Genomic DNA, 24,597 nt, shown 5'->3' on the forward strand with positions numbered 1-24,597 from the left:
AACCTTCAGTTTTTCTTGGGCTTTCCATTTCGATGGCGGCCACGCTTGATTACCTCTTCCAGACGTTCGGCATAAATCTGTCGTTCACTATCGGTCATTTCGGAGACTTGAGTCAGCCACTCCTGATGCAAAGACTCCTGCAAATCTGCAGTGGCCTGAACCTGTTGATCCAAAAGCCCTTGAACAATCTCCGGCTCAAACGGGACTTGCAGCAAAGCCTTACGCAGTTCTTGAAAATCCTTCGAACGCCGTTCTGACCCTTTGCTGCGCAATGTAGCCAATTCGCCCCTAAGCACCTTTCGGTCCTCTTTTGGCAATGCGTGGTACAACGCTAGCCCAAAGCCGGGCGGCACCCTTGCCTGCTCTCCTCCCTTTATCCTCAGGGCCGTTCCGAGAATGATACCAACAACCAACAGGTTCACAGCCAATGAGACCGCTAAGAGGATCGGCATCCATCGGCGCTTTGATACGGGGATTTCACTCATTCCGTGCCCTCCAGATACTCGGTGTCCAAATTGAGTTCAGCCATCAAAAACGTCGCTTCTTGCGGCAGGAAGAGGTTGGCTGGATCAGGTAGAAAGGCAGGAGCAAAAAAGCCGATCCAGATCCCCGCTGCACACGCGGCTGCCAGCCCCCCCAGAACTCTTAGCCCGCCGATACCTTCAATTACCTTTCCCCACGCGCGTAATTCAGGTCGCTTCGCCGCTTTCAGCCTTTTTAACCGAACCAATTCAGCGTCGGTTTCGATCCGAACCGCCAAATCATCGGGCATCCCAGAGCTTTCCTGACGGGCCTGGGCAAACAGATTTTCCAACTCATTATCATCAGCCATTTTCGTACCCCAGTTCGTCACGCCGCTTGGCCAGTATTGTGGCGAGTGATCTTTTTCCCCTTGCGGTCAAACTCTCGACCGCCTCTACCGAGATGTCCATGATCCCGGCGATTTCGGGATTAGACAACTCTTCGATATGCCGTAAAATCACGGCTTGCTGCTGTCGCTCTGGCAACTGCTCAAGCGCGTTCTGCAGCGCATCCGAGCGTGCCTCATCTTGTATCTGATCCACAACACTGGCAGAGATGTCCTGAACTTCCGGAGCGTTTTCAACAGTTTCAGGCCGTTTTCGTCGCCGTTGATCGATGCACAGATTCATAGTCACGCGGTATAACCAAGTGGAGACCTTCGCTTGCCCCGGCACCCATTCGGGTGCCATTAGCCAAAGGCGCATCATGGCTTCTTGCGTTACGTCTTCGGCTTCGGATCGATTACCTAGCATTCGAAGAGCCACCGAAAAACTGCGCGGCCCCAGACGATCAGTCAAAAGGCGCGCCGCCATCGCATCGCCATTGGCGAACTGGCCCAGCAATGACTCGTCGCTGGGCTCAGGTCCAACAGCGGACCCGACTTGCGACCTATTCAGGTACGAGGTCAGATCCTCCATCCTGCATCAGTTGCTGTCAGTGTCGTTGTCGCGCATACGCTTGTGCTTGCGGCCCATTCTATCTTTTGCATCCGCATATTCCTGTTCCGAAATCGAACCGTTGCCATCAGCATCGATACGTTCGAACATTTTTGCGCCACGGCGCGGTTTCGGCAACTCATCTGTGCTGAGAAAACCATCATTGTTTGCATCCTGCCGTTCGAACATCTTCTGTACACGGTCGTTAGCCTTGGCCTGCGCAGCGGCTTGCATCTCGTCCAAGCTCAACTGCCCATCGCCGTTGCTATCGGCATCAGTAAATCGTTGCATACGATGTGTATCAATTTCAGCTTGTGTTATTTGGCCATCCCCGTTCGCATCCAATTCTTGAAATGTCGGCTGTTGCCGGTCTTTTGACCCTTTAGCAAGTACAGCTGTACCGGTGACAGCCACAGCGGAGAGAACAATTGCTGAAATAATGGTTGCAGGTTTCATTTCAGATTTCCTTTGCTTTTGCAGGCCCAATGCCATTGTTGATACATTTTAAAACGCTGAGGGAACGAATTTCCGTCGAACTTTTTTGGGATCTCAAGTGCATCATTTAGGTTGTCGGCTCTGGATGCTATTTTGAGGCGACCGCCGCAAAGCGACGCACCCCCTTTTCCAACGGCTCGATAATGCGCAATATCCCGAACAACTGAATGCGCGAGTATCATTATGACAGATCACACTATTAACATGACAGCCGAGGATGACCGCCCGACACGCCCCGCGCTGATCCGAGGTTTTCGCGGTAAATGCCCCAATTGCGGTGAAGGTAGACTATTACACAGCTACCTAAAGGTCAGCGATGAATGCACCCATTGCGGGCAAGAGCTGTTTCACCATCGGGCAGACGACGGCCCTGCTTATCTGACGATTCTGATCGTCGGCCATCTGCTTGCCCCGGCACTGCACATTTCTTATGTACATTGGCGTCCCGAACCGTGGACAATGGCCATCGCTTTTTCAATTGGCTGTGTTGCCTTGTCGCTGTATCTGCTTCCACGGCTCAAAGGGGTTGTAGTTGCCTATCAATGGGCGCGCCGGATGCACGGGTTCGGAACATCTGCATGAGTTTGGATAAATCCGCGATCCGGAATGCTTCTACCGTAATCGTGTTACGGGACCGGTTCGACGACCCGTCGATCCTGATGGGTCAACGCGGAGCGGCCGCGGCGTTTATGCCAAATAAGTTCGTTTTTCCAGGTGGTGCCGTCGACCCTGAGGATGCGGATATTCCGCTATCGGCTCCTTTGCCGGAGATTTGTCGGAACCGATTGTCCCATAGGTCCGAAAAGGGCTTGGAGAATGCCCTGGCCACTGCCGCAATTCGCGAGCTTTGGGAGGAAACTGGCCTTGTTCTCGGCCAACCGGGTTCGTGGCCGGATAAGCCTCCAAAGGATTGGCAAGCCTTTGCAAACATGGGGTTTCGACCTTCTGCCGATGCACTGCAGTTTGTTTTTCGCGCAGTCACACCCCCAGGTCGGCCGCGCCGGTTCGACGCCCGTTTTTTTCTGGTGGATTCCGAGGCGATTCAGGGGGATCTTGACGATTTTACGCATGCCTCAGACGAGCTATCGCATTTGCAGTGGGTAAAAATCCGACAAGCGCGCGAGTTTGATCTGCCGTTCATAACCGAGGTCGTACTGGCAGAGATTGCTGAACGCGCCAAGGACCGCAATCCACCAGACAGCGTTCCGTTCTTTTTGAATAACGAAGAGGCTAGCCTGTTTTTGCAGCTAAAAGGTTTCTCGATGCCGCAACACGACTGAATAGCGTCATCTCATTCGGCTTATCACCACAGTCACTTCGGGTTTTTTGCCAAGCTCGACCCGCGCGCTTTGACGAACAATCCGCCTTAAAGCTTCCTCTAGTTTTTCATCATCGCGCAAGGTTTTGACCTCAGCACGCATCAAAAACTGATTTAGATCCTCTTCCAGTATTTCGGTCAAAGCCGCATTCGACGCGCCGATTTCGGGTAAACCTATTGCATCGCACCATGGTTCGCCCAGTGGCTCGTCGTCCTCGTCAAAAATGACTGTGACTGTCACATGGCCATTCAATGCCATGCGGATGCGATCGCGCACAACACCATCCAAAGCACCAATTTTTACGGTACCATCCAGATAGGTTCGACCTGTTTCAACGTAATCAACAACTGTAGGTGCGTTCCCAGTCAGGTCCAGAATGGTTCCGTTCACGGCAAGAACACCAGTCCGTCCGCCAACCTTAGCCAGCTTGGCATGTTCGCGTAAATGCCGATGTTCACCGTGCATAGGGATAACCATCTGCGGGTCCATAAGAGCATGAATCCTCTCAAGGTCTGGTCGGTTTGCATGCCCTGAAACGTGGTAAAGACCAGAACTGTCGTCGACGACATCAACGCCTTTTTCGCTGAGTTGATTGATTATGCGGATTACACCCTTCTCGTTGCCAGGAATTGTTTTTGAGGAAAACAGAAACAGATCACCCTCTTTGACTTCCAAGCCACGATACTTCCCGCGGGCCAGCTGCGCACTGGCGGCTCTTCTTTCGCCCTGACTGCCAGTGACGATAAGCATCAAATTCTGACGGGGGACGTCGGCCGCCTCTTCAGCGCTGATTACGCGGGGAAAATCGGATAATATTCCTGTCTCAGTTGCGGCTTCGATCATCCGTCGCATGGCGCGCCCAAGCAACACCACCGATCGACCGGCCTTCTGACCCGCTTCGGCCAAAGTTTTTACCCGTGCCACGTTCGAAGCAAAAGTTGTCGCGATTACCATGCCGTCAGCATCCTGAACCAGCTTGGCGATCTCGGGACCAACCTCTGATTCCGAACGACCAGGATGGTCGGAAAACACATTGGTGCTGTCACAGACCAAAGCCCTTACCCCGGGTTTCGCCACCTCAGCCCAAAGGGTTTCCTCAAACGGCTCGCCCACGACCGGTTTCGAATCCAGCTTAAAATCACCTGAATGAACCACGCGACCAGCCGGAGTGTCTATTACAAGGCCAGCGCTTTCAGGGATCGAGTGCGACACCGGTAAAAAACCAATATTGAATGGTCCCACCTTGGTCTGTTCTGGCCAAGCAGACACGGTATGCACTGCCTCGGTCGGGTGGCCCTGATCCTCCATTTTGCGCCGGGCTATATTTGCGGTGAAGGGACGAGCGTAAATTGGCACACCAAGATCTGCATAACACAAGGCTACAGCGCCCACGTGGTCTTCGTGCGCATGTGTGACAAATATCGCCTCCAATTGATCCGCACGTTCTTTGAGCCACGTGATATCCGCAAAAATCAGGTCAACGCCCGGAGAAGAATCCATATCCGGAAAGGCGACCCCCAAGTCCACTAGGATCAGCCGTTCTTGCCCCGGCTTTCCATAACCGTAGACATATGCATTCATGCCAATTTCGCCTGCACCGCCGAGCGGCAGATAAATCAGTCTTTCACTGCTCATGTTGAGCCATTATCCTTATTATAACTATGGATCACGGTCAGTCCGTGCATCGTCAAATCGTCTTCAATCACATCAAAGCCAACATCGGCCTGATCAAACAATGGCGCGAGACCACCTGTCCCTATGACCTTCATCGGCATCCCAAACTCAGCTTTAATGCGCGATATCAATCCTTCAATAAGCCCGGAATACCCCCAATACACCCCGGATTGAATGCAACCAACAGTGTTGGTCCCAATCACTTTTTCAGGTCTGGTAATGTCGATATGAGGCAACGCTGCCGCGCCTTGATGTAAGGCTTCAAGACTTAGATTGACCCCTGGCGCAATTATCCCGCCGACATATGCCCCGTCCGCTGCAACGACATCAAAGTTCGTGGCAGTTCCAAAATCGACCACAACCACATTTCCACCGTGGCGGTCAAACGCTGCAGCGGCGTTTGCAAGACGGTCTGGCCCTGGGATTGTTCCCTCGTCCACCCGGGGGTTTACCGGCAACAAGCAATCCGGCTTACCAACCACCAAAGGTCTGCATCCAAAGAACCGGTCGGCAAAGACGCGCAAGTTAAAAACCACACGCGGAACCGTCGACGCGATGATCACGTTGGAGATGTCAGCCTCAATACCGTAGTGTTTCACAAGGGTGGAATACCAAGTGAAATAGGCGTCTGCAGTGCGGGCATGGTGGGTCGAGGTGCGAAGCGTACACAGAAACTTCTCGCCATCCCAAATCGAGAAAACCGTATTGGTATTGCCGCAGTCAATTGCCAAGAGCATCTGCGTCTCCTTCAGAAATATACATCCGCCGCAGGTATGCTGACGCGACCTCTGGCGGTGTTTAGGACAAGGTTACCGCCCGCGTCCACCGTTTCAAAAGTTCCAACTGTTTCCGAAGCCGTCGTACGCGCCGAAATAACTTCCCCCAAGCGGGCCGCACGAGACAGCCAGGCAGCCCGGATCGGCTCAAACCCATAGATAGAAAACTGGGTTTCGTATTTCGCGTATGCGACGGCAAGCTCGGACAGGAAATCTTCCGGGGTAACGTTAGTACCAGTTTCAGACAGCAGAGAAACAGGCCGCAACGCATCAGGCTCGACCTTATCGGCTCCGGGGGCTTGCGACAGGTTTACTCCAATACCGATCGCCAGATGGGTCACTTGGTTCGCTTGACCTGTGCTTTCCAGTAAGATGCCTGCTAGTTTTCCGCCATTCAGCAAAACATCGTTGGGCCATTTTAGTGAAAATCCCGATGCCCGTCCTGTTACAGCCACACAAGCGTCAAACAATGCAAGGGCGGCGACAAAGCTGCGCAAGGCGGCTTGTTCCGGATTGCCTTGCGGTCTCATTAACAAAGTCGCAGCCAAATTTCCTTGTGGATTGGCCCAGGCGCGCCCTCTTCGACCGCGGGCCGCAGTTTGGTTATGTGCCATTATCCAAACAGGGCCTTGAGCGGAAGACGCAATTCGGGCCGCTTCGTTCAGAGTGCTGTCAACTTCCTGCAGAACATGCAGACCATATCCCTGAGGCCAATCGCTCATGTCAAAAAGGCCCAGCTATACAGCCAGGCCCTGCGTCTTTCTTGGCTGAACATTCAATTGACAAGCGTGGCCGCAGCGGCTGCCGCTGCACCTTCAATACCAAACTGGTAAAAAACTCCGATCAGCATCAGTGCAGCCGATCCCATCAGCGCGCCCCACAAAACAGGCGATGAGTGGGTTTCAATCGGTTCGTCATTATCGGACCCGAAATACATGTAGAAAACGATCCGCAGATAGTAGAATGCGCCAATCACCGATGCGATGGCGGAAACGATCACAAGGCCAATTAGCCCCGCCTCGACACCAGCCTGCCAAACGCCAAACTTTGCAAAGAAACCCAGCATAGGCGGCACGCCGGCTAGGCTGAACATCAATATCAGTACCGCCAATGCTTTGCCCGGATCCCGTTTGGAATATTGCTTCAAGGCGTCGATGTTTGTGACCGGTTTCCCGTCTCGTTCCATCATTAGAATAAAGGCGAAGGTTCCGATATTCATCGTCACGTAAATGGCCAGATACATTAACATCGCTTTTATGCCCAACACCGTTCCTGCCGCCAATCCGATAAGCGCGTAACCCATGTGAGCAATGGACGAGAACGCCATCAGGCGTTTGATGTCGCGCTGACCAATCGCCGCAACGGCACCCAAAAGCATGGATAGGACGGACAACAGAACAATCACTTGCTGCCAATCTTTAACCACGCCCCCAAAGGCATCGTGCAAAACCCGAGCGAACAATGCCATTGCTGCAACTTTTGGTGCGGTTGCAAAAAAGGCGGTGATTGGAGTTGGTGATCCTTCATAAACATCAGGAGTCCACATATGGAACGGCACAGCGGAAACTTTGAAGGCAAGGCCAGAAATCAAAAAGATCAATCCAAACAGCAGACCAATTGAAACGTCTTCATGATGGACAGTTTGGATGATGCCAGAAAACAAGGTTGTTCCGGTAAAGCCGTAGACCAGTGATGCCCCGTACAGCAGAAGACCGGAGCTTAAGGCACCCAATACGAAGTACTTCAATCCGGCCTCAGTTGATTTGGCGCTGTCCCTGCGCAGCGCGGCGACTACGTAGAGGGACAGAGATTGCAGCTCAAGCCCCATGTACAATGACATCAGATCGCCAGCGCTGACCATCATCATCATACCGACCGCAGCCAATGCAACCAGAAGTGGGTATTCGAACCTGAGCAAACCGCGGCGCGTCATGTAGTCCTGACTCATGACCAAAACAGCAGCGGCAGACAACAGAATCGCCACCTTTGCAAACCTGGAAAATCCGTCATCTACGAACATGCCATTGAACGCGATGTTTGTGCCGTCGCCGTTTGTCGCGATCCAGAAAGACAGAGCCGCCATCATTCCGGCCGTGACCCATATAAGCGCCGGCGCTAGTCCGTCTTTGGTGGTATAAACAGCCCCAATCAGAGCGGCCATCGCATATACCGCAAGTACAACTTCCGGCAAAATTATCGTTAGATCAGCTTGGATCATGTTTCCAAAGCTCCCTTAATGCGAGGCGGCCGTCTGGGTCGCCGCCTCAGCCGCGGCCAAGGCCGTGTCATAATTCGAAATCAACGCTGCAGTCGTATCCCCGATCACATCGGTCACCAATGAAGGATACACGCCCAAAAGGATGGTCATGATGATCAGCGGGGCGAAAACAAGTCTCTCTCGCGCGCTCATGTCCGTGATCGATTTCAGGCTTTCCTTTATCAAATCGCCGAACACAACTCGACGGTAAAGCCACAACGCATATCCAGCTGAGAAAATCACACCTGTAGCAGCCACCGCAGTTACCCAAGTATTCACTTGAAAAGCGCCCATGAGCGTCAGGAACTCGCCGATGAACCCGCTGGTACCTGGCAGACCGACGTTAGCCATGGTGAACATCATGAACACCAGCGCATAGGCAGGCATCCGGATTACCAGGCCGCCATATGCCTCGATATCGCGGGTGTGCATACGGTCGTAAATTACTCCGACGCACAAGAACAATGCGGCGGAAATGAACCCATGGCTCAGCATCTGGAAGATTGCGCCATCGATCCCTTGCTGGTTCGCAGCAAAAATACCCATGGTCACAAAACCCATATGCGCGACCGATGAATAAGCGATAAGCTTTTTCATATCCTCCTGCACCAGCGCCACCAACGAGGTGTAAACCACTGCAATCGCAGACATCCATAGCACAAGATCGGTCATCACCGCCGACCCTACTGGGAACATCGGCAGGCTGAACCGCAAAAAGCCATAGCCACCCATTTTCAACAGGATCGCAGCCAGCACCACCGACCCGGCGGTAGGTGCTTGAACGTGTGCGTCCGGCAACCATGTGTGCACTGGCCACATTGGCATCTTCACTGCAAATGAAGCAAAGAATGCCAGGAACATCAGCGTTTGCAGGCCGCCAACTACATAAATTCCCAGCACACTGAACCCGTCAGAGGAGAACTGATGGCTCATGAGAGCTTCGATATCAGTGGTACCCGCATCTGCATACATGGCTACCATCGCAACCAGCATCAGAACCGAACCGAGGAATGTATAGAGGAAGAATTTAAAGCTGGCATAAATACGATCTTTCCCGCCCCATATGCCGATGATCAGGAACATGGGGATCAGGCCCGCTTCGAAGAACAAGTAGAACAGCACCAGATCCAACGCCATGAAAACGCCCAGCATCAGGGTTTCCAATAGCAAGAAAGCAATCATGTACTCTTTGACGCGGGTTGTGACCTCCCAACTGGCGAGAATGGTCAACGGCATGATAAAAGTGGTCAGCAATACGAAAAGAACGCTGATACCATCCACGCCCATTTTGTACTTTAGGCCCATAAGCCACTGACCTTCTTCCACCATCTGAAAGCCAGTGTTGGACGGATCAAAGCCCGTGTAGATACCGATCGAGACCAGAAAGGTCACGGTCGTCGCGACCAAAGCCACCCATTTCGCATTTCGCTGCGCAGCCACATCTTCGCCATGAAGGAACAGCGCCAGAATACCTGCTGCGATTGCTGGGATAAACGTGACAATGGAAAGGATATTGTCCATTAGTTCGCGCCTCCGCCGATCGACATCCAGGTGACAAGAGCCGCGATACCCAGAACCATCCAGAAGGCGTAAGTAAAGATGTAACCGGTCTGCGCCTTGCCCGCGAGGCGCGTAAAGAAGGGTACGACGCCCATTGCTACTCCATTCAGGAATCCGTCGATGGTGTTGCCGTCACCGCGTTTCCACAGGAAACGCCCAAGAGCGACGGTGGGTTTTACAAAGACGACATCGTAGATTTCGTCAAAATACCACTTGTTCAACAGGAACAGGTACAACGGTCGTTGGTTCGCGGCCAGACGCGCCGGTAGTGAAGTGTTCACCATGTAGAACCAGTAAGCCACCACAAAGCCCAGCAGCATAGCGACAAATGGTGATACCTTAACCCACTTGGGGGCCGCATGTGCTTCGTCCAGAACGTGATTGTCAGGTGCGATATAAAGCGCGCCTTCTCCTGGTTCTCCAACAAAAGCGTAGTGGTGATCCCCGCTGTGTCCTTCCGGTTTATCATGCGCGGCGTCGTTATCATGGCCTTCATCGGTGGTCGTACTGTCACCATGGTCGTCATCGGCATGCCCAGAGTCCGCATGAGCTGCATCGCCGTGTTCGGCCGCCTCGGCGACGGGGATACCATAAAACTTACCCACCTTATCGGCATGACCAAAGAAGTTGCTGTACCAGATCATCCCGGCAAATACCGCACCCAATGACAGAGCGCCTAGCGGGACCAACATGGTCATAGGACTTTCATGCGCATGCTCATGAGTATGCTTGTCGCCTCGCGGTTCCCCATAAAAAGTAAGAAAAATCAGGCGCCAGCTGTAGAATGAAGTGAATACCGCCGCAATAACCAGCATCCAGAACGCGTATCCTGTTCCGCCTGCAAACGCGCTCTCGATAATTGCATCTTTGGACAGAAAACCGGCGAAACCGATATGAGTAAGCGGGATGCCAACACCGGTGATCGCCAATGTTCCGATCATCATTGCCCAGAAGGTGTAAGGGATTTTCTTACGCAACCCGCCGTACTCAGTCATCTCTTGCTCGTGATGCATGGCGTGGATCACAGATCCTGCCCCGAGAAAAAGTAGCGCCTTGAAAAAGGCGTGTGTCAACAAGTGGAACATCGCGGCCGAATACATCCCGACACCCGCTGCCACGAACATGTAGCCCAACTGGGAACAGGTCGAATACGCAATCACGCGTTTGATGTCGGTTTGTACCAAGCCCACGGTGGCGGCAAAGAATGCCGTCGACGCTCCTAGGAATGTTACAAATCCAGTCGCACCCGGCGCGAACTCCATAAGCGGTGACATGCGGCAAACCAGAAAAACACCGGCAGTAACCATGGTCGCGGCATGGATGAGCGCAGAAACCGGCGTGGGGCCTTCCATGGCGTCCGGCAACCATGTGTGCAGGATCAATTGTGCCGATTTTCCCATCGCTCCGATGAACAGAAGCACGCAGATAACCTCGACCGCAGTCCATTCTCCCCAAAGGAAAGACAACTGCGTCTCAGCCAGCTTAGGAGCCGACGCGAATACGTCTGAAAAGTTAATACTGTCAGTCAGGAAGAAGATCGCGAATATTCCCAACGCAAAGCCAAAGTCACCTACACGGTTCACGATAAAGGCCTTCATCGCGGCTGCGTTGGCTGATGGTTTGCGGTAATAAAAGCCGATCAAAAGATAGGATGCCACGCCGACGCCTTCCCAGCCAAAGAACATCTGGACAAGATTGTCCGCAGTCACCAGCATCAGCATCGCAAAAGTAAAGAATGACAGATAGGCAAAGAAACGCGGCTTATAGCTTTCGCCTTCGCGCCATTGCGGATCGTGATCCATGTAACCAAAAGAGTATAGATGCACGAGCGCCGAAACAGTCGTCACCACAATCAGCATAATTGCCGTCAGCCTGTCCAAGCGTATTGCCCAGCTTGTCGAGAGCGATCCGCTTTCAATCCAACGCAGGATTTCAATATGCTGCGTTTGGCCGTCGAATGACAGGAACACAATCCAGCTTAGCAAACATGCCAGAAACAGCAGGCCCGTGGCGGTCCACATGGCGGCTTTCTCGCCGATGAACTTCCAGCCGAACCCGCAAATTAGCGCGCCCACAAGCGGGGCAAAGAGGATGGTGGTTTCCATAGTTCTCTTAGCCCTTCATCATATTGACGTCTTCAACCGCGATCGATCCACGGTTACGGAAAAAACAGACCAGAATAGCCAGACCAATCGCCGCCTCGGCCGCCGCGACGGTTAGCACGAACAGAGTAAACACCTGCCCGACCAGATCGCCGAGGAAGCTGGAAAACGCCACGAGGTTGATATTCACCGCCAACAGCATCAACTCGATGCTCATCAGCAGGATGATGACGTTCTTGCGGTTCAGGAAGAGACCGAAGATGCCGATAACGAACAGCGTCGCCGCGACCGTAAGATAGTGTTCAAGTCCGATCATCTTTTCACAGCCCCTGCCCCGGTTTCACGTCTTTCAATTCCATTGCCTTGGCCGGATCGCGCATCATTTGGCCGACGATGTCCTGACGCTTGATATCCTGACGGTGGCGCAGCGTCAGCACGATCGCCCCGATCATGGCTACCAGCAGGATCAAGCCCGCCAATTGGAACAGAAGAAAATATTGGTCGTAAAGAATGACCCCCAGCGCTTCGGTGTTATGGCGATCCGCCGGAACTGGCTGCGCAAGATTGGCCGCCGCGCCCTGGGCACTGTCCCAGGCGCCAAATGCCATGACGAACTGCATCAGGATGACCAAACCAATCAGCAGGGCCAGTGGCATGTATCGTGCCATCTCGGCCTTCAATTCGGCAAAGTCGACGTCCAGCATCATCACCACGAACAGGAACAGAACCGCGACCGCGCCCACGTAGACGATGATCAGCAGCATCGCCACGAACTCGGCCCCCAGCAGTACGAACAGCCCCGCCGCGGACAGGAAGGAAAGGATCAGCCACAGCACCGAATGCACCGGCTGGCGGCTGATTACTGTGAACAACCCTCCGGCGATAGCGCTGATGGCAAACAGATAAAAGGCAAAGACGGTCATTGATCCTTATCCTCGTTGCCGCCCATGACCTCTTGCGCCAAATCCAAGGCGCGAGTCATGGCCGGGATGCCGGCAAAGACCGACATCTGTCCGATCGTTTCCACGATCTCTTGATTCCTGGCCCCGGCTTCAAGCGCGTGGCGCACAGTCTGGCGTACGGCAGTGTCCGCTTGTGCGCCCTGACATGTTAACCCCGCCAACGTCAACAGAAGACGGGTCTTGGCGTCCAAGCCGTCGGTGTTGACGGTGTTTCCAAACATCATCTCCATGACTTCTTTGGGCATTGTCGGCCACAGCGCCTCGAACCCTTTGGGCGAGAAATTCTCCATCGCCGGGTTCATCGCCTTGGCCATGTCCTGAGCCTGCTTCATCATCAGCTCAAACGGATTTGTCGGGCTGTCGCTCATCGGTACGGCGCGTCCATTTCCAGATTGCGGGCGATCTCGGCTTCCCAGCGTTCGCCATTATCCAGCAGTTTTTCCTTGTCGTAGAACAGCTCTTCCCGCGTTTCGGTGGCGAATTCAAAGTTCGGGCCTTCGACGATGGCATCGACTGGGCAGGCTTCTTGGCAGAATCCGCAGTAGATGCACTTGGTCATGTCGATATCATAGCGCGTGGTACGGCGGCTGCCGTCCTCGCGCGGTTCGGCGTCGATGGTGATGGCTTGCGCCGGGCAGATCGCCTCGCACAGTTTGCAGGCGATGCAGCGTTCTTCACCATTCGGATAGCGGCGCAGGGCGTGTTCACCCCGGAAGCGCGGCGACAGAGGACCTTTTTCGTGCGGGTAGTTCACGGTCGCCTTGGGCGCGAAGAAATATTTCAGCCCCAGCTTCATGCCGACCCAGAAGTCTTGCAGCAGGAAGTATTTGGCGGCGCGAGTGTAGTCGATTTGTGTCATGCTCAGCCTCCTACGCTCCAACGGGCAAACGCGCCCCAGAACCAGTCGAATTTCGCTGCGAAAGCCACGAAAACCACCCATGCCAGCGAAAATGGCAGAAACACCTTCCAGCCCAGGCGCATCAGTTGGTCATAGCGGTAGCGAGGTGTAATCGCCTTGACCATTGCGAAGAGGAAGAAGAAGAACGCCATCTTGCCGACCATCCACAACACGCCGTCCGGCAAGCCCGGGACTGGCGACAGCCAGCCACCAAAGAATAGCAGCGTGGTCAGTGCGCACATCAAGAAGATCGCGATGTATTCGCCGGCCATGAACAGCAGGAATGGTGTCGCCGAGTATTCGACCTGATAACCGGCGACCAATTCCGACTCTGCCTCGGGCAGGTCGAACGGAGGCCGGTTGGTTTCCGCCAATGCCGAAATGAAGAACAAAAAGACCATGGGAAAGTGCGGCAGCCAGTACCAGCTAAAGAAACCGAACCTACCATCCTGCGCATGCACGATCTCGCCAAAGTTCATCGAACCGGTTGAGATAATCACACCTATGATGATCAGGCCAATTGAGACCTCGTAGGAAATCATCTGTGCGGCAGACCTAAGTGAACCAAGGAACGGATACTTTGAGTTCGACGCCCAACCGCCCATTATCACGCCATAAACTTCGAGTGATGAGACGGCAAAAACGTAGAGAATGGCCACATTTATATCCGATAGCACCCAGCCATCGTTAAACGGGATTACGGCCCAGGCGATCATGGCCAAAACGAAAGAGGTCAGCGGAGCAAGGATGAATACCGTACGGTCTGCTCCCGCTGGAATGACCACTTCTTTGACGACATATTTCAATGCATCGGCCACAGATTGCAGAAGGCCATACGCGCCAACCACATTGGGGCCGCGTCGCATCTGGACAGCTGCCCAGATCTTGCGATCACCGTAGACAAGGAACAACAGCGAGATCATCACAAAGGCTACAACGGCAAGCACTTGCGCGAGAATAATTATGGCTATTCCGCCGGGGGTGTTAAAGAAATCAGCCATTTGTCCTCACACCATGGATCGTCGGAATTACATTTTGATCGGCATTTTTTTTCATTCTGCGGCGATCCTGTCTGTCTTGAGCGCCTTAGCCTGCGCTGAGAGTTCAGCCATCAGTTGTGAAGCGCGCGCAATCGGGTTCGTCAGATAGAAATCCTTGATTGCATAACGGAAGGTGGCCTTGCCAAGCTTCGCCGGCTTTAAATGCTGCACCTTATTTTCGATCACTTCGTCTACCTGAGCCAAATGTGGGACAGCTTCGATCAACGCAGTTCTCAACTGCGCCAAAGTGTCGAATGGCAAGGTTGCGTCCAGTTCTGCCGACAGAGCCCGAAGAATCGCCCAATTCTCCTTGGCCTCACCTGGCGCGAATCCTGCCCGCATGGCCAGTTGCGGGCGGCCTTCAGAATTTACGAACAACGCGTTTTCTTCAGTGTATGCGGCACCCGGAAGGATCACGTCAGCGCGGTGTGCGCCCCTATCGCCATGGCTGCCCTGATAAATGACAAATGCGCCTTCACTGATCTCAACCTCGTCGGCACCCAGATTGTAAATCACGTCAGCCGAACTTATTGCTTCCATACCATTTTCGTTGGTCGCATCCACGTCCATCGCACCGACTCGCGACGCCGCTATGTGAAGCACCAACAGACGGCTTTCTGTATTTTCTGCAACTGTCTGAGCAGCTGCCAGAACGGCGTTACCATCAGCCTCTTGCAAGGCGCCCTGGCCAACAATGATCAAGGACCGCTTGGCCTTGATTTCGTCGTCACCGCTCATGTCGACAACCTTTTGCAACGCGGCACGGTCTTCGCCCATGTGGTGATAATCATAGGTCAGATCGACGGCAGGCCCGATCAAAGCCACTTCGGCCCCGTGGGTCCAAGCTTTGCGAATGCGGGCATTGAGAACCGGAGCTTCGTCCCTGGGGTTCGTCCCGATCAGCAAAATGCGTTCGGCTGTGTCAATTTCTTCAATCGCAGCAGTTCCTACATACGCTCCGCGGTTGCCAGCAGGCAGCTCGGCTCCATCAGTACGGCATTCGACAACACCGCCCTGCCCTTCGATAAGTTGCTTCAGTGCAAACGCAGCTTCTGTTGGAGCCAAATCACCGACTATCCCGGCGGGCTTTTCAGCGCCTTTCAGAGCGTTTGCGGCTTTGGTCAGCGCCTCGGTCCAGGTCGCCGGACGTAGTTTACCGTTTTCTCGCACATACGGTTTGTCCAGCCTTTGACGCCTCAGGCCGTCCCACACAAACCGCGTTTTGTCACTGATCCATTCCTCGTTAACCCCATCGTGGTTTCGGGGTAGGAACCGCATGACCTCGCGACCCTTGGCGTCTACGCGAATGTTGGAACCCACTGCATCCATCACATCAATGGATTCAGTTTTGGTCAGTTCCCACGGGCGGGCGGTAAAGGCGTATGGCTTTGACGTCAACGCACCGACTGGACACAAGTCGATTATGTTGCCCTGCAAATTCGATTGAAGCGTTTGGTTCAAATATGAAGTGATTTCCGCATCTTCACCTCGCCCGGTCTGACCCATCTGAGTGATCCCAGCGACTTCGGTTGTGAAACGCACACAACGAGTGCAAGAGATACACCGTGTCATCGCCGTTCCAACGAGCGGACCAAGATCCAGATCATCCACCGCTCGCTTGGCTTCTTTGAATCGCGAGCCAGAGACGCCGTAGGCCATCGCTTGGTCCTGTAGGTCGCACTCTCCGCCCTGATCGCAGATCGGGCAGTCGAGCGGATGGTTGATCAGCAGGAACTCCATAACCCCTTCACGGGCTTTCTTTACCATCGGAGAGTTCGTTTTGACCACCGGCGGCTGTCCTTCCGGACCCGGACGCAGATCGCGAACCTGCATCGCGCATGATGCCGCTGGTTTTGGCGGGCCGCCCACAACCTCAACAAGGCACATCCGGCAATTGCCAGCAATCGACAATCGCTCGTGATAGCAAAACCGGGGCACTTCAATTCCCGCTTGCTCGCAGGCCTGAATCAAGGTCATGGCCCCATCGACTTCAATTTCCTGTCCATCGATGTTGATCTTGCGAAGGTCAGACATGGTCTAGTTCGCCCTCAAATAAACGCCAATGGCGCTGTTTCTTTCAATTTCCTTCCGACCCAGGGAACAGAAGGTTTTCGGGTTATCATAGGACACACCATTCTGAGCCAGATATGCCTCACCTTTGGCGCGCATTCTGTCTTTTTCAGAATCCGATTCCACGTAAGCGCGAATTTCCTGATCCGAGTAACCCAGACTGTTTGCTTTGGATTTCAACCCCCACATCACACCAATCGCTTTCAGGCGGCGTCCGCTGATTGACTCGCAATATTCAGAAATTTCGTTTGCAACTGCGATGTAGTAGAGTTCGTTGTCTATTTCTTTCACTTCGCGCAAAGGTGGTTTTGCCTCGGCCGCGACCGGAACACTAGCAGCTATTATCAATGGGAGCATTTTCAGAATGGACATAGGCTTTCCTTTCGTTCTGTGCAAAACAGAACGAAGCCTGAACCGAGTGCTATGCAATAACACCTTCATAGCCAACCTATTTTGAAAACCTTTCTCGATCATGGCCGCTGACACTTTCCCGCAAATGTCAGTTTGTCGTTTTCGATGCGCAGCGTTTGCGGTTCGGAGTCAGGCCCCACTTTCCATTCGATTTTGGAAGACCCAAAATTCCGAATACAAAACCTAATTCCCTCATAGCGCCCAGCCTCACGAGCACCATCTAGCGAGGCACCGACGCCATTCACGGTAACAGTGAAATCTGCAGGCGACGCTCGTTTGTCTACCGAACGGGCGTTGGCACGAAAATATATTCCATCAAACAGGACACGATTGTTTGACGATTTTGCTCCACATCCGGACAAAATAGCCAAACAAAGGAAGGCAGAAAGAAGAACACGTAAGGAAACCCAGGGTTTCCTCGTGCCAAAAGCGCCATAGCGCCATACCTTCAACCTATGTCCCGCTTCACTGTTCATCAGAATGCAGCTACCAGCGCAATAAGTCCCAGAATGAACATGCATGCCCAACCCAGAACATAAAATATCGACCTCGGACCCGCATTCGGTTTGCCAATACCGCGCAAGTGGATGACCAGCATTACAATCCGAGCCACTAGAGCGACCGAAGCCAGCAAGTTCACCCAAAAGGGGCTTGCGCCCAAAAGAATCGCGGCGACCGTAACGGTCAGGAACGCAGGTAAGGTTTCAGTCCCGTTCAAATAGGCTCGGTTCAGTCGATACGCCTTATCAGAATAATCCTGCTCGGGCGTGCCTCCAGGAGCCAGCCCCTTTCCTTGCTTGGCCAACGCCGTGAAAGGCGACATGAAAAGGACGATCAATGTAAAGATCACCAAAGAGGCAATCGCGTGGGAATATTCAGCAAATACTTCCATTAGAATTACTCCGCAGCTATCGCACCAATACGGCCTGATTTTTGGGCCTTGATGCGGTCTTCGATCTCTTCGCGAAAATTGCGGATCAAGCCTTGAATTGGCCATGCCGCAGCGTCGCCAAGGGCACAGATCGTGTGACCTTCTACCTGTTTGGTCACATCAAACAACATGTCGATTTCTTCGAGTTCGGCTTCGCCTCGGACCAAGCGGTCCATAACCCGCATCATCCAACCCGTGCCTTCCCGACATGGTGTGCATTGTCCGCAACTTTCGTGCTTGTAGAACTTTGAAAGCCTCCAAATCGCCTTGATGATGTCAGTGGATTTGTCCATCACAATTACGGCTGCCGTTCCCAGTCCCGAACCCAACTCGCCGCGAAGATAGTCAAAATCCATTATTGCATCGCGCATGTTTTCGCCGCGCACGCAAGGCACTGAGGACCCACCGGGAATTACGGCCAGCAGATTATCCCACCCACCGCGAATGCCGCCGCAATGAGTTTCGATCAGTTCTTCAAACGAAATCGACATAGCTTCTTCGACAACGCAGGGGTTGTTCACATGGCCAGATATCGCAAAAAGCTTGGTTCCGGCGTTGTTCTGGCGCCCAAAACCAGCAAACCAATCAGCACCACGCCGCAGGATAGTCGGCACAACGGCAATCGACTCCACGTTGTTCACTGTGGTCGGGCAACCGTAAAGCCCCGCACCAGCAGGAAACGGAGGTTTCATCCGGGGCATGCCTTTTTTGCCCTCAAGGCTCTCAATCAGCGCGGTTTCTTCCCCACAAATATAAGCTCCAGCACCGTGGTGAAGGAACAGATCGAAATCCCATCCCGATCCGGCGGCGTTTTTGCCCAAAAGACCTGCGTCATATGCCTCGTCAATCGCAGCCTGCAGTGCCTCCCGCTCGCGGATGTATTCGCCACGCAGATAGATGTAACAAGTATGCGCATTCATGGCGAAAGAAGCGATCAAGCATCCTTCGATCAGGGTGTGAGGATCATGGCGCATAATCTCTCGATCTTTACAGGTGCCGGGTTCGGATTCGTCGGCGTTCACAACAAGATAAGCAGGGCGCCCGTCGCTTTCCTTAGGCATGAATGACCATTTCAGGCCAGTTGGAAAACCCGCGCCGCCGCGACCGCGAAGACCCGAGTCTTTCATCGTCTGAATGATCCAATCGCGTCCCTTGCCGATCAAACCTGCGGTACCGTCCCAATGCCCGCGGGCTTGCGCGCCTTTTAGCGTTCGCTCATGCATCCCATAGACGTTGGTAAAGATCCTGTCCTGATCCTTCAGCATCGCTCGCTTACCCTTGGTTGTCCTGACGCATCCGCCAGAGTTGAAAAATATTGACACCCGCGTAGATGAATCCTGCCAGAGCGGCAAAATCAAAAAGCAAGGCATAACGCCCCGGCAATTCCATCGCGGGGCCAATAAATAGCGACATCGCAAGCCAGAAAAGCATAGTCACCGCGATGACCACGCCAATATGTCGGCCCTTTCGGGCTATTGCCTGTTCTTTGTCTTTGTCCATCTCACCCTGATGCCTCAATGGGCACCGTTGTTCAGTCTTCGTAAATGCCATCTTTCTTGGCACGCTTCGCAAATTCTGTATCCTCTCCAACCGCCAGTTTGACCGCTTGCTGAATCCAACCATCTCGCTCTATCCGACCCTTGAATTTCAACCGGGAGTCCACCCATGCGACGTTTTCCGGCGTCCATTTCGCTATCTGGTCAAAGTGGAAAAATCCGAGATCGTTTAGGGTCTGTTCCAATTTGGGACCTACGCCCTTCAAAAGTTTCAGATTGTCAGGTTTTCCATTTCGGGCGTCCGTCAGAATCTCTGGCTGGTCATCTGTTTCCTTGGCCTTGGCTTCGGCAGCCTGTCTTACAGCAGGCTTCCGCGGAGCCTTCGCCTTTGGCGGTTTCGGTGAAGTCTTGTTAGCCGCCGCTTTGCCATCTTTACCAAGCCACGGAGTAAGGATCGGTATTTCAGTTCCGTCAATTCTTTTGATCGTGTCGCCCAGATCTGCGGCCAGAGCGACGCTTGCATTGTATTTCGGCTTGTCGCCTTCATGTTCCATTAGGCTGGTCAATCCGCCCAAAGGTTCCGCAGCGTAGCGTCCGTTCTGCGGACCAGGGGTCGGAACCTTACCCGCCGCCAAATCTTCAATGATGCTGGAAAAACTTTCGGCCGTCAGGTCTTCGTAGTAATCCTTGCCGATCTGAGCCATCGGCGCATTGGTGCAGGAACCAAGACATTCAACTTCTTCCCAGCTGAGCTTGCCATCTGCCGACAGTTCATGCGGTTTCGCCGAAATCTTTTCCTTGCAAACAGCGATCAAATCCTCGGCCCCGCATATCATGCAAGAAGTCGTGCCGCACACCTGAATATGCGCAATAGAACCAACGGGTTGAAGCTGAAACATGAAGTAAAAAGACGCAACTTCAAGCACGCGAATATAGGCCATGCCAAGCATATCGGCGACGGCCTCGATCGCCGGACGGCTTAGCCAGCCCTCTTGTTCTTGCGCGCGCCAAAGCAGCGGGATAACCGCACTGGCTTGACGCCCTTCAGGGTACTTGGTGATCTGCGCTTCGGCCCATTGCCGATTTGCGGCGGTGAAGGCAAAGCTATCTGGTTGCTCGGGATGCAGTCGACGAAGCATTAGCGGTCTATCTCTCCAAATACGACATCCATCGTGCCGATAATGGCAGCGACATCGGCCAACTGGTGACCTCCGGCAACATGGTCCATTGCTTGCAAATGCAGGAACCCGGGCGCTCGAAGCTTGGCGCGATATGGTTTGTTGGAGCCGTCAGCCACCAAATAAACGCCGAACTCACCCTTTGGTGCTTCGACAGCGGCATAAACTTCGCCCGCAGGTACGTGGAAGCCTTCAGTGTAAAGTTTGAAGTGATGGATCAGGCTCTCCATGGAAGTCTTCATATCCGAGCGCTTTGGCGGTGTGATCTTTCCGCGCGCCAAAACGTCACCGGGGCATTCGCGTATCTTGGCGATTGCCTGACGAATGATAAGAAGCGACTGGCGCATTTCTTCCATACGCACCAGATAGCGATCATAACAATCGCCGTTCTTGCCAACGGGAATCTGGAACTCGAATTCGTCGTAGCATTCATAAGGCTGTGCACGCCTTAAATCCCATGCCAGGCCCGATCCGCGCACCATCACGCCCGAAAAGCCGTATTTTTGGATGTCGTCTTCGGTCACAACGCCAATATCTGCGTTGCGCTGTTTGAAGATGCGGTTTTCAGTCAGCAGGCCATCAATATCGTCTAGAACAGAGGGAAATTCGTGGCTCCATGTCTCAATATCGTCCAGCAGTTCCGGCGGCAGGTCCTGATGCACTCCTCCAGGACGGAAATAAGCAGCATGCAAACGAGCACCACACGCGCGCTCGTAGAAAACCATCAGTTTTTCGCGTTCTTCGAAACCCCAAAGCGGCGGAGTCAATGCGCCGACATCCATTGCCTGAGTGGTCACGTTTAGCAAGTGGTTCAGTACGCGCCCGATCTCGGAATAAAGGACGCGGATCAATGAGCCACGACGCGGCACCTCGACCCCTGTCAACTTTTCAATGGCCAGGCACCATGCGTGTTCCTGATTCATTGGCGCCACGTAATCCAGCCGGTCAAAATATGGCAGGTTCTGCAGATAGGTCCGGCTTTCCATCAGCTTTTCCGTGCCACGGTGCAACAAGCCGATATGCGGATCGCAACGCTCCACGATCTCTCCATCCAGTTCCAGCACAAGACGCAACACACCGTGCGCTGCCGGGTGTTGTGGGCCGAAGTTGATGTTGAAATTGCGAATCTTCTGCTCGCCACTTAGCGCGTCGGCGCTACCGTCATCGTATCGAGAGCCGTCCATCATTACCGCCCCCGCTTTTTCTTGTTCGCCTCAGCCCGAACACGGACCTTTTTTGACTCAGCTGCTTTGGCCGCTGCACCAGCAAGCAATACGCCCAGCGCACCCACGAAAATTATTTCCCCCAGCATCTCAGCGGCGCTCCATTTCTTGCAGCTTCATGGCCATCACCCAAAGCAGGACCAAGGTTCCAATCGGGACGACACAAACCACCACCCAGAATTTCTGGATTCCGAAATGCGGCAACAACTTTATCATCGGGATAATCGTTGCCACGGTTATGACCAGCCAGATCAGAAACTCCATAATTTACGACTCCTGCTTCTCGTCTCCCGGAAGAATGTAGTTCGCACCCTCCCATGGGGACATGAAATCGAATTGACGGTATTCCTGCACAAGAGAAACAGGTTCGTATACGACACGCTTTTGCGCCTCGTCATATCGTACTTCTGTATAGCCGGTGGTCGGAAAATCCTTGCGCAGTGGATATCCGCGAAAACCATAATCGGTCAGAATACGGCGCAAATCCGGATGCCCTGAAAACAGAATGCCGAACATGTCAAAAACTTCGCGCTCGAACCAATTGGCCGATGGGTGAACTTCGGTAATCGAAGGCACCATGTCTTCCTCTCGGATCGAAACCCGAAGCCGAACGCGTTGGTTCCGGTACATCGACAAAAAATGGTAAACAACGTCAAACCGCTTGGCGCGTTCAGGATAATCCACCCCGGTGATGTCCACCAGAGTTGAAAACTGGCAGTTACGGTCGGATTTCAAATGCTCGACAAACTCGACCAGATTTGACGGGGCGACATCGATGTTCAGCTCCCCATGGGTAACATCCCAGGACAGAACACAATCGGGACGCTTGAGTTCTATATGCGTGCCAAGTTCGTTGAGTGCTTCGCTCATCAACTTTCTCCTCAGCGCACTATGGTGCCGGTACGGCGAATTTTGCGTTGCAGCTGCATCAAACCGTACAGCAACGCCTCGGCAGTCGGGGGACATCCGGGAACATAGATATCTACCGGAACGATGCGATCGCAACCACGAACGACCGAGTAGGAGTAGTGATAATATCCACCGCCATTCGCGCAAGATCCCATCGAGATCACGTAGCGCGGCTCGGGCATCTGATCATATACCTTGCGCAGAGCCGGAGCCATTTTGTTAGTCAGCGTTCCTGCAACGATCATAACATCGGACTGCCGCGGCGAGGCGCGGGGCGCAATACCAAACCTTTCAGCATCGTAACGCGGCATCGAAGTATGCATCATCTCGACCGCGCAACATGCCAGCCCGAAAGTCATCCAGTGCAGCGAACCGGTGCGTGCCCAATTTATAATGTCTTCGGTAGACGTCAGCAGAAATCCCTTATCCTGCAACTCGGCGTTCAGGGTCTGGGTCGCAACTTCTTTGTCAACACCAGCGGTATTGGCACCCGTCATCACTCCCATTCCAGCGCCCCTTTCTTCCATTCATAGGCAAAGCCAATGGTCAGAACGGCCAAAAACACCATCATGGACCAGAAGCCAACATCGCTGATGTCCTTGAACCCTACGGCCCAGGGGAAAAGAAATGCGATTTCAAGGTCAAAGATGATGAACAGAATCGAAACCAGATAGAATCGGACGTCGAACTTCATCCGGGCATCGTCGAACGCATTGAAACCACATTCATATGCGCTGACCTTTTCAGGGTCGGGATTGCGTACGGCAAGCACTACGGCAGCAAGAATCAGTACGATTCCCAAGCCTATAGCAACGGCCAGAAACACCATAATCGGGAGGTATTCTCGCAACAGGTCTTCCACGAATAGCTCCTTTCCCGCGCAGGCCTCGAATGGGTGCGCCGTCAATTGGCAGTTTGACTGGACATTCTCTATCCGTGTGGGGTGATAGGGTCAACCGAACACAAACGCACAGGGGACGAATTCTCGAACCCAAACAACCCCGTATCTAACACGGTTCGCAGGCACAGTTAAAAAGTTGCAAGAACTAGCTAAGCCTAGCAATTCCAATTAGGTTTCCGTTTGTCGAAAAACGCGGCAATCCCTTCGCCGGCTTCGTCAGTTTCCCACCTTTCAACCAGCGCGTAGATGGTTTGATCGATCACATTATCGTCGATTCTGGGTCCCAGCGTTCGGATCAACGATTTGGCCGATGCTACTGCACCCGGCGCACAGGCAAGATACGGCTCCACTTCGGCCTCGACCGCGTCTGCCAAGTGGTCAAATGGCACAGCCTTGGATAGCAGACCGAGGTCAACAGCCTCAGCGGCGTCAAACAATCGCGCCGACATAAAGACACGTCTTGCACGCGCTTCGCCCATGCGCGCTATCACATAGGGGCCGATGGTCGCAGGTATAAGCCCCAGCCGGGTTTCGGTCAGGGCCATTTTCAAATTGTCTGCACCAAGAGCAACGTCGCAGACCGCCGCCAAGCCTACGCCTCCGCCAAACGCATTTCCCTGCAGGGCGCCAATCAGAGGTTTGGGCAGTTCGTTGAGGCTCTGTAACATCTCGGCCAGTTTGCGTGCTTCGGCAAAGCGGGTTTTTGCATCTGCCGCCATTTGCTCCTGCATCCATCCTAGATCACCGCCGGCACAGAAACTCTTGCCCGTACTTGCAAGAACAACCACACGGACCGCGGGATCTTGCGCCAATTGGATCGCGGCATCAGTCAATTCCGCAATCATTTGCGCCGACATCGCATTATGTTTTTCAGGGCGGTTCAATGACAGCGACGCAACGCCCCGGTCGTCGGTCGCTAATGAAATTGTTTGGTACAT

General features: G+C 53.5%; 29 protein-coding genes. 2 read left to right on the plus strand and 27 right to left on the minus strand.

The window, feature by feature from the left end; genetic code table 11:
* Positions 1-5: 5 nt before the first annotated feature.
* From AC2FNV_RS06890 to AC2FNV_RS06905, 4 genes are read right to left on the minus strand one after another with little or no spacing between them, the layout of a single operon-like run.
* Entirely contained in the window at positions 6-485 is a 480-nt protein-coding gene (locus AC2FNV_RS06890; protein WP_170607967.1) for a periplasmic heavy metal sensor, read from the minus strand.
* Entirely contained in the window at positions 482-832 is a 351-nt protein-coding gene (locus tag AC2FNV_RS06895) for a hypothetical protein (RefSeq protein WP_170607969.1), read from the minus strand. Before AC2FNV_RS06895 ends, AC2FNV_RS06890 begins: the two co-directional genes overlap by 4 nt.
* Positions 825-1,439, minus strand: coding sequence for an RNA polymerase sigma factor (locus AC2FNV_RS06900; protein ID WP_496772806.1), 615 nt, complete (start codon positions 1,437-1,439; stop codon positions 825-827). The genes AC2FNV_RS06895 and AC2FNV_RS06900 overlap by 8 nt, the downstream gene beginning before the upstream one ends.
* Positions 1,440-1,445: 6 nt before the next feature.
* Positions 1,446-1,913: an EF-hand domain-containing protein gene (locus AC2FNV_RS06905; protein WP_170607972.1), complete on the minus strand. Its 468-nt coding sequence runs from the start codon at positions 1,911-1,913 to the stop codon at positions 1,446-1,448.
* 222 nt (positions 1,914-2,135) lie between these two features.
* Here AC2FNV_RS06905 and AC2FNV_RS06910 point away from each other — a divergent pair, with 222 nt between their 5' ends.
* Together AC2FNV_RS06910 and AC2FNV_RS06915 are read left to right on the plus strand one after the other, a co-directional pair.
* Complete coding sequence (locus tag AC2FNV_RS06910; RefSeq protein WP_170607974.1) at positions 2,136-2,534, plus strand: DUF983 domain-containing protein; 399 nt, start codon at positions 2,136-2,138, stop codon at positions 2,532-2,534.
* Positions 2,531-3,232: an NUDIX hydrolase gene (locus tag AC2FNV_RS06915; RefSeq protein ID WP_170478986.1), complete on the plus strand. Its 702-nt coding sequence runs from the start codon at positions 2,531-2,533 to the stop codon at positions 3,230-3,232. The genes AC2FNV_RS06910 and AC2FNV_RS06915 overlap by 4 nt, the downstream gene beginning before the upstream one ends.
* Before the next feature lie 6 nt (positions 3,233-3,238).
* Here the strand turns inward: AC2FNV_RS06915 and AC2FNV_RS06920 are convergent, their stop codons facing one another.
* From AC2FNV_RS06920 to AC2FNV_RS07030, 23 genes are all read right to left on the minus strand, one after another.
* A complete protein-coding gene (locus AC2FNV_RS06920; RefSeq protein WP_170607977.1) occupies positions 3,239-4,906 on the minus strand; it encodes a ribonuclease J in 1,668 nt (555 codons plus the stop codon).
* Entirely contained in the window at positions 4,903-5,682 is a 780-nt protein-coding gene (locus AC2FNV_RS06925; protein ID WP_170607979.1) for a type III pantothenate kinase, read from the minus strand. The genes AC2FNV_RS06920 and AC2FNV_RS06925 overlap by 4 nt, the downstream gene beginning before the upstream one ends.
* A gap of 11 nt (positions 5,683-5,693) precedes the next feature.
* A complete protein-coding gene (locus AC2FNV_RS06930; protein ID WP_170607980.1) occupies positions 5,694-6,443 on the minus strand; it encodes a biotin--[acetyl-CoA-carboxylase] ligase in 750 nt (249 codons plus the stop codon).
* A gap of 53 nt (positions 6,444-6,496) precedes the next feature.
* Positions 6,497-7,939 carry an NADH-quinone oxidoreductase subunit NuoN gene (gene nuoN / locus AC2FNV_RS06935; protein WP_170607982.1) on the minus strand — a complete coding sequence of 481 codons (1,443 nt, stop codon included), beginning with the start codon at positions 7,937-7,939 and terminating at the stop codon, positions 6,497-6,499.
* A gap of 15 nt (positions 7,940-7,954) precedes the next feature.
* Positions 7,955-9,499 carry an NADH-quinone oxidoreductase subunit M gene (locus tag AC2FNV_RS06940; protein WP_170607984.1) on the minus strand — a complete coding sequence of 515 codons (1,545 nt, stop codon included), beginning with the start codon at positions 9,497-9,499 and terminating at the stop codon, positions 7,955-7,957.
* Positions 9,499-11,643 (minus strand): NADH-quinone oxidoreductase subunit L, encoded by a 2,145-nt coding sequence (gene nuoL / locus AC2FNV_RS06945; protein ID WP_170607985.1) that lies wholly within the window; start codon positions 11,641-11,643, stop codon positions 9,499-9,501. Before nuoL ends, AC2FNV_RS06940 begins: the two co-directional genes overlap by 1 nt.
* A gap of 7 nt (positions 11,644-11,650) precedes the next feature.
* On the minus strand, positions 11,651-11,956 hold the full coding sequence (gene nuoK / locus AC2FNV_RS06950) for an NADH-quinone oxidoreductase subunit NuoK (protein ID WP_050602759.1): 306 nt from the start codon (positions 11,954-11,956) through the stop codon (positions 11,651-11,653).
* Between the two features lie 4 nt (positions 11,957-11,960).
* Positions 11,961-12,563 carry an NADH-quinone oxidoreductase subunit J gene (locus AC2FNV_RS06955; RefSeq protein ID WP_170607987.1) on the minus strand — a complete coding sequence of 201 codons (603 nt, stop codon included), beginning with the start codon at positions 12,561-12,563 and terminating at the stop codon, positions 11,961-11,963.
* Positions 12,560-12,970 carry a carboxymuconolactone decarboxylase family protein gene (locus AC2FNV_RS06960; protein WP_170478972.1) on the minus strand — a complete coding sequence of 137 codons (411 nt, stop codon included), beginning with the start codon at positions 12,968-12,970 and terminating at the stop codon, positions 12,560-12,562. Before AC2FNV_RS06960 ends, AC2FNV_RS06955 begins: the two co-directional genes overlap by 4 nt.
* Positions 12,967-13,461: an NADH-quinone oxidoreductase subunit NuoI gene (gene nuoI, locus AC2FNV_RS06965; protein ID WP_039524264.1), complete on the minus strand. Its 495-nt coding sequence runs from the start codon at positions 13,459-13,461 to the stop codon at positions 12,967-12,969. Before nuoI ends, AC2FNV_RS06960 begins: the two co-directional genes overlap by 4 nt.
* Positions 13,462-13,463: 2 nt before the next feature.
* On the minus strand, positions 13,464-14,501 hold the full coding sequence (gene nuoH / locus AC2FNV_RS06970) for an NADH-quinone oxidoreductase subunit NuoH (protein WP_170478970.1): 1,038 nt from the start codon (positions 14,499-14,501) through the stop codon (positions 13,464-13,466).
* Between the two features lie 51 nt (positions 14,502-14,552).
* The gene (gene nuoG / locus AC2FNV_RS06975) at positions 14,553-16,574 is read right to left on the minus strand and encodes an NADH-quinone oxidoreductase subunit NuoG (protein ID WP_170607989.1); all 2,022 of its coding nucleotides are present in this window, start codon (positions 16,572-16,574) and stop codon (positions 14,553-14,555) included.
* Between the two features lie 3 nt (positions 16,575-16,577).
* Positions 16,578-16,982, minus strand: a complete 405-nt coding sequence (locus AC2FNV_RS06980; RefSeq protein ID WP_170478967.1) for a DUF5333 domain-containing protein — start codon at positions 16,980-16,982, stop codon at positions 16,578-16,580.
* A 514-nt stretch (positions 16,983-17,496) separates the two neighbouring features.
* Entirely contained in the window at positions 17,497-17,913 is a 417-nt protein-coding gene (locus AC2FNV_RS06985) for an MAPEG family protein (RefSeq protein WP_170478965.1), read from the minus strand.
* A 5-nt stretch (positions 17,914-17,918) separates the two neighbouring features.
* Entirely contained in the window at positions 17,919-19,217 is a 1,299-nt protein-coding gene (gene nuoF, locus AC2FNV_RS06990) for an NADH-quinone oxidoreductase subunit NuoF (protein ID WP_170607991.1), read from the minus strand.
* Positions 19,218-19,224: 7 nt separating this feature from the next.
* Positions 19,225-19,452: a DUF5337 domain-containing protein gene (locus AC2FNV_RS06995; protein WP_170607993.1), complete on the minus strand. Its 228-nt coding sequence runs from the start codon at positions 19,450-19,452 to the stop codon at positions 19,225-19,227.
* 31 nt (positions 19,453-19,483) lie between these two features.
* Complete coding sequence (nuoE, locus tag AC2FNV_RS07000) at positions 19,484-20,587, minus strand: NADH-quinone oxidoreductase subunit NuoE (RefSeq protein WP_170607994.1); 1,104 nt, start codon at positions 20,585-20,587, stop codon at positions 19,484-19,486.
* The gene (locus tag AC2FNV_RS07005) at positions 20,587-21,810 is read right to left on the minus strand and encodes an NADH-quinone oxidoreductase subunit D (RefSeq protein ID WP_170479050.1); all 1,224 of its coding nucleotides are present in this window, start codon (positions 21,808-21,810) and stop codon (positions 20,587-20,589) included. The genes nuoE and AC2FNV_RS07005 overlap by 1 nt, the downstream gene beginning before the upstream one ends.
* A gap of 129 nt (positions 21,811-21,939) precedes the next feature.
* The gene (locus AC2FNV_RS07010; protein WP_170478957.1) at positions 21,940-22,113 is read right to left on the minus strand and encodes a hypothetical protein; all 174 of its coding nucleotides are present in this window, start codon (positions 22,111-22,113) and stop codon (positions 21,940-21,942) included.
* 3 nt (positions 22,114-22,116) lie between these two features.
* On the minus strand, positions 22,117-22,719 hold the full coding sequence (locus tag AC2FNV_RS07015) for an NADH-quinone oxidoreductase subunit C (RefSeq protein WP_170478955.1): 603 nt from the start codon (positions 22,717-22,719) through the stop codon (positions 22,117-22,119).
* Between the two features lie 11 nt (positions 22,720-22,730).
* Positions 22,731-23,264, minus strand: coding sequence for a NuoB/complex I 20 kDa subunit family protein (locus AC2FNV_RS07020; RefSeq protein WP_120635911.1), 534 nt, complete (start codon positions 23,262-23,264; stop codon positions 22,731-22,733).
* On the minus strand, positions 23,255-23,620 hold the full coding sequence (locus tag AC2FNV_RS07025) for an NADH-quinone oxidoreductase subunit A (protein WP_170607996.1): 366 nt from the start codon (positions 23,618-23,620) through the stop codon (positions 23,255-23,257). The genes AC2FNV_RS07020 and AC2FNV_RS07025 overlap by 10 nt, the downstream gene beginning before the upstream one ends.
* A 194-nt stretch (positions 23,621-23,814) precedes the next feature.
* Positions 23,815-24,597, minus strand: coding sequence for a crotonase/enoyl-CoA hydratase family protein (locus tag AC2FNV_RS07030; protein WP_496772817.1), 783 nt, complete (start codon positions 24,595-24,597; stop codon positions 23,815-23,817).

The sequence above is a fragment of the Ruegeria sp. BHSA163 genome (assembly GCF_059613365.1).